General features: G+C 39.1%; 15 protein-coding genes, 1 pseudogene and 1 other annotated feature (1 of these 17 running past the window's edge). Of the genes and pseudogenes, 12 read left to right on the top strand and 4 right to left on the bottom strand.

The features are described from left to right. Positions 1-553 precede the first annotated feature (553 nt). The 8 genes and pseudogenes from MHI27_RS18805 (at position 554) to MHI27_RS18770 (ending at position 6,036) form a co-directional block, all read left to right on the top strand. A complete protein-coding gene (locus MHI27_RS18805; RefSeq protein WP_405174461.1) occupies positions 554-1,009 on the top strand; it encodes a VOC family protein in 456 nt (151 codons plus the stop codon). Continuing rightward, positions 1,002-1,676, top strand: a complete 675-nt coding sequence (locus MHI27_RS18800; protein WP_223178966.1) for a DNA alkylation repair protein — start codon at positions 1,002-1,004, stop codon at positions 1,674-1,676. Before MHI27_RS18805 ends, MHI27_RS18800 begins: the two co-directional genes overlap by 8 nt. Positions 1,677-2,110: 434 nt before the next feature. Next, on the top strand, positions 2,111-2,566 hold the full coding sequence (locus tag MHI27_RS18795; RefSeq protein WP_405174460.1) for a tyrosine-type recombinase/integrase: 456 nt from the start codon (positions 2,111-2,113) through the stop codon (positions 2,564-2,566). 48 nt (positions 2,567-2,614) lie between these two features. Beyond that, positions 2,615-2,953, top strand: a complete 339-nt coding sequence (locus tag MHI27_RS18790; protein ID WP_405174459.1) for a tyrosine-type recombinase/integrase — start codon at positions 2,615-2,617, stop codon at positions 2,951-2,953. A 116-nt stretch (positions 2,954-3,069) separates the two neighbouring features. After that, the gene (locus MHI27_RS18785; protein WP_405174458.1) at positions 3,070-3,513 is read left to right on the top strand and encodes a GNAT family N-acetyltransferase; all 444 of its coding nucleotides are present in this window, start codon (positions 3,070-3,072) and stop codon (positions 3,511-3,513) included. 136 nt (positions 3,514-3,649) lie between these two features. After that, positions 3,650-4,207: a hypothetical protein gene (locus tag MHI27_RS18780; RefSeq protein ID WP_405174457.1), complete on the top strand. Its 558-nt coding sequence runs from the start codon at positions 3,650-3,652 to the stop codon at positions 4,205-4,207. A gap of 413 nt (positions 4,208-4,620) precedes the next feature. After that, positions 4,621-5,259 carry a hypothetical protein gene (locus MHI27_RS18775; protein ID WP_076286280.1) on the top strand — a complete coding sequence of 213 codons (639 nt, stop codon included), beginning with the start codon at positions 4,621-4,623 and terminating at the stop codon, positions 5,257-5,259. A gap of 374 nt (positions 5,260-5,633) precedes the next feature. After that, positions 5,634-6,036: pseudogene (locus MHI27_RS18770) on the top strand (NUDIX hydrolase). 125 nt (positions 6,037-6,161) lie between these two features. Here the strand turns inward: MHI27_RS18770 and MHI27_RS18765 are convergent. Further along, positions 6,162-8,423 (bottom strand): PQQ-dependent sugar dehydrogenase, encoded by a 2,262-nt coding sequence (locus MHI27_RS18765; protein ID WP_076286279.1) that lies wholly within the window; start codon positions 8,421-8,423, stop codon positions 6,162-6,164. 459 nt (positions 8,424-8,882) lie between these two features. Here MHI27_RS18765 and MHI27_RS18760 point away from each other — a divergent pair, with 459 nt between their 5' ends. Further along, a complete protein-coding gene (locus tag MHI27_RS18760; protein WP_076286277.1) occupies positions 8,883-9,338 on the top strand; it encodes a VOC family protein in 456 nt (151 codons plus the stop codon). A gap of 270 nt (positions 9,339-9,608) precedes the next feature. After that, on the top strand, positions 9,609-10,079 hold the full coding sequence (locus MHI27_RS18755; RefSeq protein WP_405174456.1) for a peptide-methionine (S)-S-oxide reductase: 471 nt from the start codon (positions 9,609-9,611) through the stop codon (positions 10,077-10,079). Positions 10,080-10,497: 418 nt separating this feature from the next. Here the strand turns inward: MHI27_RS18755 and dapA are convergent, their stop codons facing one another. Next, a complete protein-coding gene (gene dapA / locus MHI27_RS18750; protein ID WP_076286276.1) occupies positions 10,498-11,394 on the bottom strand; it encodes a 4-hydroxy-tetrahydrodipicolinate synthase in 897 nt (298 codons plus the stop codon). Positions 11,395-11,515: 121 nt separating this feature from the next. Here dapA and MHI27_RS18745 point away from each other — a divergent pair, with 121 nt between their 5' ends. Continuing rightward, the gene (locus MHI27_RS18745; RefSeq protein WP_042189369.1) at positions 11,516-12,391 is read left to right on the top strand and encodes a LysR family transcriptional regulator; all 876 of its coding nucleotides are present in this window, start codon (positions 11,516-11,518) and stop codon (positions 12,389-12,391) included. On the opposite strand, the gene MHI27_RS18740 is transcribed toward MHI27_RS18745, so the two are convergent. Further along, positions 12,374-12,784 (bottom strand): VOC family protein, encoded by a 411-nt coding sequence (locus MHI27_RS18740; protein WP_405174455.1) that lies wholly within the window; start codon positions 12,782-12,784, stop codon positions 12,374-12,376. The genes MHI27_RS18745 and MHI27_RS18740 overlap by 18 nt on opposite strands. A gap of 283 nt (positions 12,785-13,067) precedes the next feature. Between MHI27_RS18740 and htpG the strand changes: the two genes are divergently transcribed. Further along, the gene (gene htpG, locus MHI27_RS18735; protein ID WP_076286274.1) at positions 13,068-14,948 is read left to right on the top strand and encodes a molecular chaperone HtpG; all 1,881 of its coding nucleotides are present in this window, start codon (positions 13,068-13,070) and stop codon (positions 14,946-14,948) included. Positions 14,949-14,973: 25 nt separating this feature from the next. Here htpG and MHI27_RS18730 read toward each other — a convergent pair whose 3' ends face one another. Beyond that, a complete protein-coding gene (locus MHI27_RS18730) occupies positions 14,974-15,450 on the bottom strand; it encodes a DUF4362 domain-containing protein (protein ID WP_076286273.1) in 477 nt (158 codons plus the stop codon). Between the two features lie 128 nt (positions 15,451-15,578). Continuing rightward, positions 15,579-15,581: a binding site (T-box leader), on the top strand; it runs 259 nt beyond the window's last position.

The following is a 15,581-nucleotide window of genomic DNA, read 5'->3' as shown; positions in this document are numbered from 1 at the left end:
TTCTGTCGAATGACAAGAATATAAGCCGATTAATTACCGCGTAAATCGTGGTTTTATTGTTTTATCGGTAAATATTCTTGTCAATGTACAATGTCAAGAATGTGTACCGATTGCCAAAGAGCTATTAAGTTTTCTCACGAAGGCTCATTTATTCGTGAAATTTGTCAGCTTGATAAGTGACGATAGATAACGCTCTACAGGAATACTAACGGGAAACGATAGTTCAACCATGACAAGGCTGCCAGCACGATTGGCAGCCTTGCTGCGCTAACGGGCAGGATAGCTCAGTAATTTCGCGAATACTCAACATACGGAATTATTCACGAATTTCGCGAATAAGACGTTGTCTGAAATCCCTGATTATATAAACACAGAAACAAGAACACTAGTTTGCATTTCTGTTTTAGGATAGAATGAAAGTACACTATCAAACTACCTTGGTTTAAAAGGTTGCAAACCAAGTCTGCAAAAACAATTAAGACATTTTTGATTACTCATATTTATATAGAAAACTATTTTTACTATTTTGATATTAAATACTGAGGAGGTATATATGCATCTAGGTTCAATTTATTTGATAGTAAGGGATTTTAATAAGTCAATTAAATTCTATGAGAAGTTATTAGAAATGTCAGTAAGTGCTCAAAATATGCAGCGATTTGCTCAGTTTGAGTTTGATGGGAAGAATATTTCTATTATGAATGGTTATTTTGATGCTTTGAATCCAAATTTGACTGTGAAAAAAGGGGAATATGAAGAGGAGTTAAATAATTTAGTTGCAATAGTTGAAGCTGAAAATACACACAAGTTTGTACTAAATTTCTGGACTGAAAATTTGGAACAAGAAAGAGAAAGAATAGAACAGTTGGATATTAGCGGTGAATTGACCAGTTTCAAATATGTTAATAATGTTAGACCATATTATTACTTTCAACTAACAGACCCAGATGGAAATATTATAGAAATCACTGGTCCATATTCACCCAAAAAAGGAGAATTCGATGAATAATATATTCGAATATATTAATAACGAAATTGAATTCTTGATTGAGAACAAACCAATGGGGACTCATATCAAAACGGGTGATATACGAAAATTATCGGGCAAGGTATTCAGAATGCTTCCTGATCAAAAGATAGAGCATATTTTGCCATTATGTGAATGTTTACTGGAAGAACGTCACTGGGAAAAGGGAGTTATTGCTTTTGATTGGGCGAATAGGGTACATAAGCAATATACTAAGAATACATATTCTGTTTTTTATTTGTGGTTAAAAAAATATGTACGTGGCTGGGGAGATTGTGATGATTTTTGTACCCATGCATTTGGAAATTTGCTTTTACAATATAAAGAACTATTTACCAATGTATTAGAATGGACAGAAGATGATGACTTTTGGGTTCGAAGAGCATCTGCAGTAATTCTTATTCAATCTATAATGCGAAATGATTTTAACAGATTAAGGCCATTTTACATTGCAGATAGGTTAATAAATGATAAACATGAATTAGTTCTTAAAGGATATGGTTGGATGCTTAAGTCTTTTTCACAAGTAAATAAAGAAGAGGTAATGGGTTATCTTATTAAAAATCACAAAAATATGCCAAGAGTTTCTTTTAGATATGCGATAGAAAAAATGGATAAAGAAAGTCGTTCGTTTCTTATGAGTTTATAAAATCATTGTAATAATATAATTTTACAGAGTCTGATAAAAAAGATAGATATAGAGTTTGAGAAGATGTTTTGAAGGCAATCCGAAGAAGCCAGGGGCATCAGACAACACCGTATTCACGCTGCGGGGCTTTCGCCCCTTGGTGTCAGATGTCAATCAAGGATGAAACTCAGACAACAAATGGACCATCCTAAGATAAGAGCTATCTATGAATGGTCCATTTCGTGAATACAAGAACGTTATACGACATGGGCATATAAACACTGTCTGAAGCCCTTGCTGAGGCAGTAATCGTTTTTAGTAAAGGCTATTATAACCGATGAAATTCATATGATTCATTACGCTAACGGGAAACGCTAGCTCAAGCAGGTTAGAAGATTAAAACCTCTCTTTAGAAGCAAACCTAGTTGTAATAGCTTCTAAGGGGAGGTTTTATTATGAAGTTAAGTGAGTTGTGGCATCTATATGAGGCTGATAAACGAATTCAAGGATATAGTCCGAGAACATTGAACGCCTACGTCCTCCAAAACAAAATGCTAATGACGGAACTAGGTGATCCCGAGATAGCGGAGATTACATTGCCAATGCTGAAGCAATATTTGGCGAAACAAGCAGAACGTTTGAAGCCAAGCAGCCTAGGGCATCGAATTCGTTTCGTCCGATCCCTATTTCGCTATGCGTATGAAGAGACTTACCTGACTTCAAATCCTTCTTTAAAACTAAGAGAACCCAAATTGGACAAGCGAATCCCTAAGTTTTTAGTCGAGGAAGATGTTATTCATCTTAAGATCTCGTGCCAATCATTAAGAGAAAGAGCGCTGCTTGAGCTTCTCTATTGTACTGGCTGTCGAGTCGGGGAAGTAGAGAGGATAAACATCGAGGATCTCAACTGAGAAAACTGCTCTATAGTCGTAAACGGTAAGGGCTCCAAGCAGAGAGAAGTGTACTTTGCGACAGAGTGCAAAGTATGGTTAAGGAAGTACCTGACCAGTCGTGGAGATACCTGTAAAGCCTTATTCGTAACGGATACCAACCCAACTAAACGCATGGCTATTCCTTCAATAAGGTGGGCATTAAAATGGCTTGCAGATCGAGGAGAGATTGAAACGAATGTTTATCCGCATCGCTTTCGACATACCTATGCTTGCCAACTCCTTGATAACGGTGCTCCCTTGGATTTCATCCAAGGTATGTTGGGTCATGAGAAAGCCTCAACCACGCAAATATACGCACAACTTCGTGGCGACCGCAGGAGAGAAATGTATCGACGATTTTTTTAGCATATAATAGCGGCAGATCCCTTTTAGAAATCTGCCGCTATTCAACTAACGGGCAGGATTGCTTCATTTAATTGACGAATACTTTATTGTGAATATTTTAATAACGGGGGCAGGGTATGGAAATTAAAATACGAGAAATTATAGCAAACGATTATACTGAAGTTGTTTTCTTATGGAACAATGTACTTGGCGTTCATACTGTTACGGATGAGCACTTTCGCGTTAAGATGGAACAGATGAGAAAGGCAGGCAATTACAAAACGTTTGTAGCGTTACTTGAGAACCATGTTGTTGGTTTTATATCTAGCGTTCATGCATTAGCTGTAGGGTCTGCGAATGATTATCTGCATATAACCGGACTTGCTGTACATAATGATTTTCAGCGACATAAGGTAGGCACTAAACTGTTAAGATACACTGAAAATTATGCGAAAGATTGCGGAATATCCAGCATAATTCTATGCACCGGGATGAAGCGAACCGAGGCTCATGCTTTCTATGAACAAAATGGCTATGACAAAGATTCATACTGCTTTGATAAGTTTATTAAACTTGACTAATGAATAACTATTTTGCGTTAAACTAACGGGCAGGAGAGCGTAAGCATTTCGACGAATACTTCATACATAAGAAAATTCACGAAGTTTGTATATAAGGCGTTATATGAAACCGCGGTGCAAGGAAAGGATTGAAATCATGGATCCGATCAATGAAGAAATTATAGAATGGTTTCACTCAGTCTTGAGGAATAAACTTTCAACAAAGGAATTTGAACAGTGGCTTTATGACAAAGAAGAGATACTTGAAGAATCATTAGGTAAAGATGTCTATTTTAGATTGATTAATCTAAATTATAATTCTAAATTTGTGATGGATGAATTAGAAGGGCAACTTACAAAAATTCTTAATTATAGGTCAGTTGAAGAGTTTAAGATCAGAGATCTATTAAATCGATTTGTTTATATTGAGGAGGAATTCATTAGTTCTTGTTCACACATTTACAGGGAGTATTGTAATGGATATTCCTTTTTTAGGATGATAGCCCTTAAATATATTGTATTTGATTACGATGATCAACTTGCAGACCCAGTTAAAAGGTCAGAGTTTTCCCGACAATATAAAGATGAATTGTTAAATGAAGGATTGAGATTGCTTAGTTTTTTTGATTCTAATGAAATAGAAATAATTAGTGAGAATGAGTACGTAGATAAGAGACATAAGGATCTGAAGATTGAAGAGCAATATTGGACGTAATTTAAGGCTTAAAAAAAGATGTTGTTATATTGCTTGAATCAATTGTTTTTTTGGCTATTGGCTTGTTACTTACTGTAAATGTAGCAAGTAAAATTTATGAGAGTTTTGGAATTGAATTCTTTACTCAACTCTCAGCAGCCCCCTTTTAATGCTAGATTGATGACTTTCAAACTTCCAACAACATTGTACCATATATTGGGATTTTTATGTTATCGTGTCGTTAAGCTAACGAGGAACTAGAGTTCAATAATGAGGGCTGCCGAGAGGTAGCCCTTTGTTCAACTAACGGGCAGATTAGTGGAGTAAAGATATGGTAAAATATATAACATGCCCCCTTGATGGTTAAGGAGACTGACTTGGAATATTCTTAAGTCAATCGATAGCAAATTATACAAGGATAAGGTGTGATGCGGATGACTGATTTTACAATGATTAAAAAGCTGTTTCATATTACGAAACGAAACGGGTTTAGTCATGACGAGATACAAACCATTAAAAATAATTTTGGTGAATTGCCCCAGGTGTTTATAGATTATTATTTGGAACTCGGTAAAGACGAGCGGCTGAACCATACGCAAGATAGTTTGATCAAGCCCGAGCAATTCCAATACTTCAAGCATAGCGAATATTTAATTTTTTATTGCGAGAATCAGCGTGCCTGTGTCTGGGGAATCCATAGGAACGATTTATCCAGGTCCAATCCCCCTGTCTATATGAGTTACGATGAAAAGGTATGGAAAATGGAATTTGAAACATTGACCGATTTTTTTCAGGCGATGGCCTATTTGCAAACCGTATTCGCTCTTGAATACGGCTGTGAATCGTTCTATTCCATTGAACAAACCGATTTGGATTTTATTCGTGAAAATTTTAAAAACAAAGGTATTTCCTTTCGGCATTGGATTGGCATCGAATTTTATGGGAATTACGATGACAGCATAATAACGGTGATGAATAATGACGATAGTTTTGATTTGATTTATGCTTCAAGCGACAAAGAACATTTTGATGAAATGGATCGGGTTCTCTCAAAACTAGGAGTAGTACTTTGAAATTTTCTATTTCAAGAAGTCAACAAAATAGGGACTTCAGAATGTCATCAATAAGTTAAATAGCTTGGAATAGCCTTACAGAAGAAGTGCGAAAAATAGAGTTAAATCCAGTGGGGCAAGCATCTGTTGTACTGTTTGGAATTGAGGATGAACGAAATGCTAATTGGATAAAAAAATAATTGGTTGCAGTTACCTTAAAAACTAAAGACGATGAAAGGCTTGGTCCAATTATTATATATATTGATGTCCTGAGAAAATAAAGTTGTAGTATTAGACTAGCGGACGCTTCATTAAGCTAACGGGCAGTTTAGTTGAATAAAATTCTGTTATGATTTAATTAATTGAACCTTAAAACTTAGAAGTGATAGTAAGAAATGCTCAGAGTAGATGTAGCTTATGCTTTTATTTATAAGGAAGATGAAGAAATCCTGATGGTTAATAACTAGGGGGGGGGGAGTTGGTCACTTCCTGGTGGCGCAGTTGAACAAGGGGAAACTTTAGAACAGGCAGTTATTCGTGAGACTAAAGAAGAAACAGTTTAACAATTGAAGTTAGAAAATTGTAGCTGCTAATGAAGCGATTTTTTTAGGAAAAGGGGCATCACGTTTTATTCATAACCTTTAAAGCATAGATGGAGAAATTTCAATTCAAGATAAAGATGAAATTTCAGAAATAAAATGGATAGACATACAAAGAGCTAATGAATTAATGCCATATCATTCAGATGGAGTAGAAGGTTTACTTACATCCTCGTCACCTTATACATTTCAAGTTTAACCTCGTTCTTCTTCAACTTTGATTAACAGAAGTGAGGAAGAACGACAGGCTAAACACAAACAGAGCGCGCCGATTGAGCATCGGCACGCACTGGCTGCATAGCTTTTTTCATCTATTCATATTTGCTAGAAATTAGGTGCCAATCGAACAAGTTTATCCGGAGTGCCGTCACCGTTTTTATCGCCATTATTACTGGTGACGAAATAAAGCGAACCGTCTGGCGCTTCGACAATGTCGCGGATGCGGCCATATTTATTCAAAAACAAATAATTAAGCTCACTACTTTTAATCGTCGGCTTGCCGTTTTGTTCTCCAATTACCATGCGAATGATCTGTTTACCTTTTAAATTGGTAACAAGAAGATTTCCTGCCCACGGCCCTTGGGTTACAAAAGCTATGCCAGAGGGTGCCCAGGTTGTGCCATTGGCATAAATAAGCGGAGGCGTAATGCCTGGTTGATTCTGATTCCCGCCCTCATATTTAGGCCAACCGTAATTGTTACCGGGTTGAATGAAATTAATTTCGTCCTTAGAGGATTCACCATGCTCTGATACAAAAAGACGGTTCGTTCCAGGCTGCCATGCTAATCCTTGAGGATTGCGGTGTCCCCGGCTATAAATCGGAGAGTCACCAAACGGATTGTCGCTTGGAATGGTGCCGTCCAAATTCAGACGGAACATTTTTCCTCCGAGATAAGTCAGCGTATCGTCTTTGTTTCCGTAGTTGCCGTCACCGAAATACAATTTGTTGTCTGGGCCTATTTTTAAACGGCCGCCATTGTGATAGACCGCACCAGGAAGATTAGTGATAAGAACCTTGTCTACTGTAGCGATGTTGTTATTTTCTTTAAGGCGAACGACCCTATTGGCTACTTTATTGTCTGAGGTTTTGTAGGAATGATAGATATAGATGTAATGATTGGTGGAAAAATTAGGATCGAGCGCTAGTCCCAATAAGCCGCCTTCGCTCTTGGGCATGTAATAAAAAGGCGAGCCCAGAGTAATGACTGGCGTTGATTTCAAATTCCCGTTCACAACGACACGAACTCTTCCGCTGTTGCGTTCCGTGAAGAAGATCCGTCCATCCGGTGCAAAATCGATAGCCCATGGTGTTTCCAGGTTGTTTGCGACAACCTCTGGTGTATAAGGATCTGAAGAGGCAGGGTTGGTTTTGACTGACAACGTATTACTTGCCGCGGATATGTTTCCTGCTAAATCTCTTGCTTTTACGGTAAAGTTGTACGTGGTATTTGCCGTAAGCCCTGTTACATTGAAGGATGTCGCAGTCGTGCTACCGGCTAATGTGTCATTTCTATAAATGTCGTACTCATAGACGCTTACGTTATCTGTCGATGCCGTCCAGTTCAAATTGACTGACGAAGATGTTTGGCTTGAGCTTATGAGTGCTGTCGGGGCAGTTGGGGCCTGCGTATCGGTTTGGGTTGTCGTTTTCAGTGTTAGAGGACTGCTGGCATTGGAAATATTCCCTGCCGCATCTTTGGCCTTGACAGTGAAATTATATGTGGTATCCGGCGTTAAGCCGGTAAAGTTGTAGGTAGTAGCCGTTACATTCGCTTGCGTCAATACATTGTCTTTGTACAAGTCATAGTCCTTCACGCCAACATCATCCAGCGATGCGGTCCAGGATATTTTAGCTGTTGTATCCGTTACACTGTTTGCTTGCAAGTTTGTCGGTTCGGTAGGCGGGAATACATCTCCGGTGGCGTTTACTTTCACCTTGTCAAAGGTGGCCGTGCTTAAGCTGGATACATTATGGCTGGTGACAGCCAATCCTACATACAACGAAGCATTCATGTTTAGAGTCAAATTGCCCAAATCGCCCCAGTTCAAACCGTTGTTGGATACATATCCTTTGATGACGTTGCCTTTGCGTTCTAGCTTTACCCAGGCCGGGCTCGTCGAAGCAATTTTAACGCTTTGGGAAGTTCCGCCCGTTTCAGTCCGGTACTGGAAGGTGAACCCGTTGGAAGGCGTCAATAGTAAATCGACATGCTTGGAATCAGCATTCAGCGTTTCCCTTATCATGATACCCGCTTTCGCGAAATCGTGTGAATTGGTCTGAGAAGAGACAAGGGCAATAATGGCGCCGTCTCCCGTCCAGGGCTGATACATATAATTGAACTGATCTGATTTGCCCCAAATGTCCGTACCCGCGCCGCTTACAGAAAATTGGTCAGCAGCCGGATCGTAAGAAGCGCTGCCCGTTATTGCTGGCGAACCGATATTTTTTTGCTTCCACGGATTCGGTACAGCAGCAGCCACAGTTTCTTCCTCAACCTCTGCCTCAGCGAAGCCTGATGTAGGTAATAAAGCGAGTAGCATACAAAAGCAGAGACTTAAAGCCATAATTTTGCTTCGTGTAATCATCGCTACACTTCCTTTTTAGTTTTTGGAATGACAATAGGGGATTGCTTTGACAAACAATGAACTCCTCCTCCCTCAAAGTTAAACCGCTTACACTTTCGGTTTATATTTTACCACATATGGATAAAAAAGGATTCGATCTCAAAAAAATAAGATTTTTAATTTTTATACACAAGCAGTCCAATTCTATGATGCCCTTCTTATTTATAATTGCGGGAAAGAGCCTCTTAGTTAATATAGATAATCTTCGAAGGGTTAAATTTGTCATGAAGGAAGGCAAAATTATATTCCGCTAACGGGACACTATAGTTCAACACTGAGAGGGGCTGTCGCTAGACAGCCTTTCGTTACGCTAACGGGCAGTTTAACGTAAACATAATTGTTTTTACTTCTCGTGAAGGATATATCGAAATGATGCCGAAAGATTTTATATAATTCTACCAAAAAAATGGAGGGATTTGTGTGAATGATGAAGTAATCGAAAAGAAAGAAAAGTCCAGAATAATACTGGGAAAACTGATTCAGGTTCGTCTAGTTTCCGACCTGCAGAAATCGCAGTCCTATTACCGTGATTGCCTCGGATGTTCTGTGGATGATTGGGGACATGCGGAACGCGATGAAGTGTCCTTCATACTTCAGCAAGCTGTTTCAAGCGAGGATGTAAAACCAAATGTCGTCTCTGCAAAGCGCCCGAATTATCCTACAGAATGGATAGGTCCTGACTACGGCTGGGATACTTTCCTACACATCGGTTGGGAGGAACTAGACCAATTTGTCGAAGAAGTGCGTGTGAATGGTGGCAATATCGGAATAGAACCGTTTACGGGGGCACACGGCGATTGGGAATTTAAGAATGCCCATATCCTTGATCCTGACGGATACAATATTGTTCTAGGTGCAATGCGAAAGATTAAGTAACGATAGTTTGTCATTAAGCTAACGGGACACGATAGTTGAATAATCCATCACATTGATAAGCAGGTGCTTCAGTATCCTGCTCTTTTTATTAAGCTAACAGGCAGGTTAGTTGAACAGTGTTCTTTAATTTGTGTTCAACAATCGGTACATAATGTGGAATAAGAAAATTTGTCATTATTTTAATGTGTAGTAGACTTAGTAACTACAGTTTCTTCTTCCTATTTAGTTGGAATGAATTTTTTGGTTTTTTAAATGAAGAGGAGAGTCAATATGGAAGTAGTATATTTTGCAGGTGGATGTTTATGGGGAGTGCAAGCTTTTATAAAAACTTTACCTGGAGTTAAGTTTACAGAAGCAGGAAGAGCTAATGGAACAAGTCATACACTTGAGGGTGATTATGATGGGTACGCCGAATCTGTAAAAACAGAATTTGATCCGACAGTTGTAACGATCAGTGAATTAATGGGGTATTTATTTGAAATCATTGATCCATACAGTTTGAATAAACAAGGACAGGACGTTGGCGAGAAATACAGAACAGGAGTATATAGTGAAAAGCCTGAACACTTAAAAGAGGCGAAGGCGTTTCTTAGTGAGAGAAATGATTATGACCTTATAGTTGTTGAAGTATTACCTCTCATAAACTATGTGAGAAGTGCAGAAGAACATCAAGATAGATTAGCTAAATGTCCAAATGATTATTGTCATATTCCAGAAGAAATATTAAGCAGGTATAAGTAAGGGAGAATATTAAACTAACGGGGAACGTTAGTTCTATAACAGCGTCAGTCTAAGACTTTATTTATCAAGTCTTGTTCTGCCGCTGCTTCTTTTAATGAATCAGTCTAAAACTAATTTTTTAAAAACTGAGTAATCTCCAATTCAAAACCCCCGTTAAATCAACAACTCCAGTCTAATACTTTATTTTCACCGAACAAGAAGATTTAAGTGAGATGTTGGGCAGGAAAAACTATCCTGATTATCTAGCCATCGCATTTGGAAATATGGCAGGAGATGTCTCTGAAGGGCGTATTAGTGAACTTATGATGAAGAGGGGTAAGAATAGATAATATCAGAACATTAGTTACAGAGAATTTAAATTTACAAAAAAATAGCCGCTAAACAGTTCCTCACTGTATAACGGCTGTTATATTTTCTCTTATGCAGTCGCTTCAATTGCATTGTCCTGAACATAAGAACTAAGCTCTTGCTGAAGCGCTGTGCTGATGGAAGTCATTGGGAGGCGAAGCGTATCCGAATTGATTAGGCCATTCTGGCTAAGCATCCATTTGATTGGAGCGGGGTTCGATTCCTTGAACAAGAGACGGATGATCGGCAGTAGTTGTTCAAAGTTTTCTTTTGCCAAGTCGAATTGACCCGATTTGAAGGCTTCGTATATACGGATACATTCTGCTGGATAAACGTTCGCAGTAGCAAGCATACCGCCAGCTGCCCCGGAGCTAAGCATTTCATAAAAGAGTGAATCGTCGCCGCCAAGCACAGGTTTGCTACCTGTACGAACTAGCTCAGTAACCATTTTGGTGCTACCTGAGCAGTCTTTTAATCCGACAACATTATTCATTTCTAGGATTGTGCGTGCAGTATCTAGAGTCATAGCAGTACCAGTACGACTTGGAATGTCATAAGCCATGATCGGAATACCTACTTCTGCTGCTTTGCGGAAATGGGCAATGATGCCCTCTTGCGATGGACGACTATAATAAGGGACGACTACTAGTGCGCAATCTGCACCAAGGTTAGCTGCGATCTCTGTGCGTGCTACCGTAGAAGCTGTGTCATTGGTTCCTGTACCGACTACTAAGGGGATAGATGTAGATTGTAAAAGCTCACGAGAAGTGTTTACTAGAAGCTGCATTTCATTTACGGTTACAGTTGGCGATTCACCGGTGGTTCCATTAACGACCAGACCTTGTATGCTGTTGTTAATAATGTTCTTTACATAACGCTGATACGAATCCAGATCGACTTCACCAGCAGCATTGAACGGGGTGACCACGGGGACATAAATTCCATAAATCTGTTGTTCTGTAAGCATAAATTATCGGCCTCCAAAATATTTTAATTCCTCTACATACACTTTACCATGGAATGTTGCATCGTCGTTAGCTATAATAAATGATGTGTATCATCAAAAATTTTGATGTTAGGGTGAGGTTATGGATTTAACCTATTTACGAACATTCCGCGAGGTAGCTAAACGCCAGAGCTTTACACGGGCTGCTGAAGAGCTGGGTTACGCGCAGTCGAGCGTTACGATGCAAATACAGAAAATAGAGAAGGAATACGGAGTGCCATTAATAGAAAGGCATGGTCGACAGCTGCGACTTACCCCGCCTGGAGAAGAGTTGTTGAAGCTATTTGTGGAGATTTTGGATCTGTATGATCGTTCTAAAGAAACCATCGCCCAGCAAATTGGAGGTACGCTAACGATTGGAACGATTGATTCATTAGCTGCTTTCTACTTGCCACCCTACTTACAGCAGTTGAGGACGAAATTTCCGAAACTTGATATCCATCTACAAACGATGCAGGAAGCTAACCTCTTGGCCAAAATAAAAGATGGGGAAGTAGACATCGGTTTGATGCTGGATCGTACCACTACGGATTCTTTACTTGATCGTACGATCATAAGAGATGAACCGCTCGTGTTGATAGCTCCCATTAACCATCCCCTTGCCCAGATGGATACAGTAACGTTACAGGATCTAAATAACTGCGAATTAATTGTTTCTGAAGAGAGCTGTATTTACCGGAGTCTGTTCGAGAATTTGTTAAAAGAGCACGGGATTATATTCCGCATTGGTTTTGAGCTTTCGAATCTAGAAGCGATCAAACGATGTGTTATGAATGGGTTAGGGATTGCATTATTACCTAAAATTGTTGCAGAGGAAGAAATTGAGCGGGGGAACTTGGCTGAGCTGCCATTCGCACATCAAGAAATTCATTTTGATCTGCAGCTTTTGATGCATCCTAAGAAGTGGAAGTCTCAGCCATTGCAATTTCTAACGCAAATGTTACTTGCAAATCATTAGTTTATTCCCATCAGGGTCTTTCACCACAAACCATTGTTGATCTTGAATTTCGGTTACTATCTCTACACCGAGCTCCTTCATATAGTTGAAAGAGGCTTGCAAATCATCGGTTATAAGCATAAGAGCAGGTGTTGTAATTGGAGGAGCCCCTTCAGGCTCTAAACCTCCCCACATGGGCATGGTGTCCAGAATGATCCCAGTGCTTCCTTGCATAGTTAACGGGCATAAATGACCGTTCATAATCGGATGATTTGCTTCATGGAGTCCTAGGACTTGGCAATACCAGCTGCGGGCTTTTTCAATATCGTGTGCGGGGATAAATACACTGCCAATCAAATTCTTAATGGGACTTGTTGCTGAAGAATTTACAATGGACTGCGTTTGTTTATTCATTCGAATTCCTCCTAGGTCTGATAATGATAACCATTTATTTGGAATTTATGCATCTAGTCTATTTAAAACATAGAATCAGCCTACGCGCAAGTGAATCATTAATGATCAATAAAATCTTAAATTTGTATACAAAAGATAGCATTCTTTAAAGAAAGTCGCTGTAAATATTGACATTCAAAATCAGTTTATGTTATATAAAAAGAAGAATTAGCACTCATCTAACAAGAGTGCTAATCACGAAATGTTGGACAAGATGTTATTTTGAAAGGAGATTTACTTATTCATGGCCAAAAAAGAGTTTAAAGCCGAATCGAAAAGATTGCTGGAAATGATGATTAACTCCATTTATACACAACGGGAAATTTTTCTGCGCGAGTTGATTTCCAATGCAAGTGATGCAATTGATAAGATCTATTACAAAGCATTAGCTGATGAAAGCCTGGTCTTCAATAAAGAAGATTATTATATTAAAGTGACTGCCGATAAGGCGAACAGAACTTTGACGATCTCCGATACAGGTATCGGGATGACACAAGAAGAGCTAGAGAATAACTTAGGAACAATCGCGAAGAGCGGATCTCTTGCATTTAAGAAAGAGAACGAAGCCAAAGATGGTCACAATATCATCGGACAGTTCGGTGTTGGCTTCTATGCTGCGTTTATGGTAGCAGATGACGTAATTGTGATCAGTAAGGCGCTTGGTAGCGACGAGGCCTTTAAATGGGAGTCTAAGGGCGCTGATGGCTATACTATCGAGCCTGTCGAGAAGGATTCTGTAGGTACTGAAGTGATTTTGAAGATTAAAGAGAATACCGAAGAAGATCAATACGATGAATATTTGGAAGAGTATCGCCTGAAATCCATCATTAAAAAATATTCTGACTTCATTCGTTTCCCAATTAAAATGGACGTGAAGGAGCAGAAGCCAAAAGAAGGCACAGAGAACGAGTTCGAGGAAGTTGTTCAAGAACAAACCGTGAACAGTATGGTGCCAATCTGGCGGAAGAACAAAAACGAGCTGACTACAGAAGATTACGATAACTTCTATGCAGAGAAACGTTACGGCTTCGATAAGCCGCTTAAACATATTCATATCAGTGCAGATGGTGCTGTAGTGTATAATGCGATCTTGTTTATCCCAGAAAATACACCATTTGATTATTACACAAAGGAATATGAAAAAGGTCTTGAGCTCTATTCCAATGGTGTATTGATCATGAACAAATGTGCGGATCTGCTGCCTGACTATTTTAGCTTTGTAAAAGGTATGGTAGATTCAGAGGATCTTTCGCTGAACATCTCCAGAGAAATGCTCCAGCATGACCGTCAGCTGACTCTGATCGCTAAGAACATTAAGAATAAAGTGAAGAGTCAACTGCAAAGCTTGCTGAAGGATGAAAGAGAGAAATACGAGCAGTTCTATAACGCTTTTGGCAGACAGCTTAAGTTTGGTGTGTATAACGATTATGGAATGCACAAAGATACACTTCAAGATTTGCTGATGTTCTACTCCTCCAAGGAGAAGAAGCTGGTAACACTGGACGAATATGTATCAAGAATGCCAGAAGATCAGAAGTACATCTACTATGCATCCGGAGAGTCGATCGACAGAATCGAAAAGCTCCCACAAACCGAGCTTGTATCGGATAAAGGGTATGAAATTCTCTACTTCACTGATGATATTGATGAATTTGCGATCAAGATGATCATGTCTTATAAAGAAAAAGAATTTAAATCCGTATCCAGTGGTGATCTGGGTATCGAAGCAGACGAAGCGGACAAGCCAACGGAAGCGGAAGAGAACGAAAACAAGGAGCTTTTTGAAGCGATGAAGGACATCTTGTCCGGCAAAGTGAAGAATGTTAAAGCTTCCAAACGTTTGAAGACTCATCCGGTATGCCTCTCTGCTGAAGGTGAACTGACAATCGAGATGGAAAAAATCCTGAAATCGATGCCGAATGGGCAAGAGGTTCAAGCGGATAAGGTACTCGAAATCAACATCCATCACGAAGTCTTCCAGTCTTTGAAAGCAGCAGCTGAGAACGATAAAGAGAAGCTCGGTTTATACACGAACCTGCTGTACAACCAAGCACTGTTGATCGAAGGTCTACAGGTTAGTGATCCTGTTCAATTCACTAATGATATTTGCAAAATCATGAAATAGATATTAGAAAAGCCATCCTATCGTATTACGATTGGGTGGCTTTTTTTGTGCGGAAAAGGTAGTAATCGATTTCAGAGTCATTATTTGTGCAACCGCTGATCGAATAGATTATTTCACCTTGTGTGTTTTTTTTACTCGTCACTTCGGAGCAGGTATCGGTTCTGACTCCTGTGTTGCTTCCACCGAATGCATCATTAGAGGTATCGTAGCTATAACTAATTACATTGCCATCAAACTTCAAATCCTTAAATATGGGATCGCCCTCATCTGTGTAACTTGTAACTCGTATATTGTCTGCTTTTTTGCTGGAGAGATTAGTTATAAATTGCTCAAATTTATCGAGGTTGTACACTTTTTCAAAAGAAACAATATCCCCTCTACTGATGGCTTTTTCGGAAGTATAGGGTTCACTTTTGGGAACAGAATTAACCTTATTATCGGAACAACCCCATACCCCTGCTAGTAAAAGAACAGAGAGTATAAGCAAGTTTACTTTTTTCATTGAAGGACTTCCTCCTTGTAACTTATTTATATAAAAGACGAAAATTAATTGAAAAAGTTACAGTGAGCTTGATGTTTCACATTGACAATAAACAGAAAATTAAGTATCATTTCCAGTAACTTGAATATTTA

It is taken from the genome of Paenibacillus sp. FSL H8-0261 (genome assembly GCF_045040645.1).
Lineage (GTDB): Bacteria > Bacillota > Bacilli > Paenibacillales > Paenibacillaceae > Paenibacillus_AQ.
The sequence above is the reverse complement of the archived record's forward strand: the minus strand, read 5'-3'. Positions and strand labels throughout refer to the sequence as shown.

Coding starts and splice junctions, on each gene's coding strand:
- MHI27_RS18805 (WP_405174461.1), top strand. CDS start 554: ATGCATCTAGGTTCAATTTATTTGATAGTAAGGGATTTTAATAAGTCA.
- MHI27_RS18800 (WP_223178966.1), top strand. CDS start 1,002: ATGAATAATATATTCGAATATATTAATAACGAAATTGAATTCTTGATT.
- MHI27_RS18795 (WP_405174460.1), top strand. CDS start 2,111: ATGAAGTTAAGTGAGTTGTGGCATCTATATGAGGCTGATAAACGAATT.
- MHI27_RS18785 (WP_405174458.1), top strand. CDS start 3,070: ATGGAAATTAAAATACGAGAAATTATAGCAAACGATTATACTGAAGTT.
- MHI27_RS18780 (WP_405174457.1), top strand. CDS start 3,650: ATGGATCCGATCAATGAAGAAATTATAGAATGGTTTCACTCAGTCTTG.
- MHI27_RS18775 (WP_076286280.1), top strand. CDS start 4,621: ATGACTGATTTTACAATGATTAAAAAGCTGTTTCATATTACGAAACGA.
- MHI27_RS18765 (WP_076286279.1), bottom strand. CDS start 8,423: ATGATTACACGAAGCAAAATTATGGCTTTAAGTCTCTGCTTTTGTATG.
- MHI27_RS18755 (WP_405174456.1), top strand. CDS start 9,609: ATGGAAGTAGTATATTTTGCAGGTGGATGTTTATGGGGAGTGCAAGCT.
- dapA (WP_076286276.1), bottom strand. CDS start 11,394: ATGCTTACAGAACAACAGATTTATGGAATTTATGTCCCCGTGGTCACC.
- MHI27_RS18745 (WP_042189369.1), top strand. CDS start 11,516: ATGGATTTAACCTATTTACGAACATTCCGCGAGGTAGCTAAACGCCAG.
- MHI27_RS18740 (WP_405174455.1), bottom strand. CDS start 12,784: ATGAATAAACAAACGCAGTCCATTGTAAATTCTTCAGCAACAAGTCCC.
- htpG (WP_076286274.1), top strand. CDS start 13,068: ATGGCCAAAAAAGAGTTTAAAGCCGAATCGAAAAGATTGCTGGAAATG.
- MHI27_RS18730 (WP_076286273.1), bottom strand. CDS start 15,450: ATGAAAAAAGTAAACTTGCTTATACTCTCTGTTCTTTTACTAGCAGGG.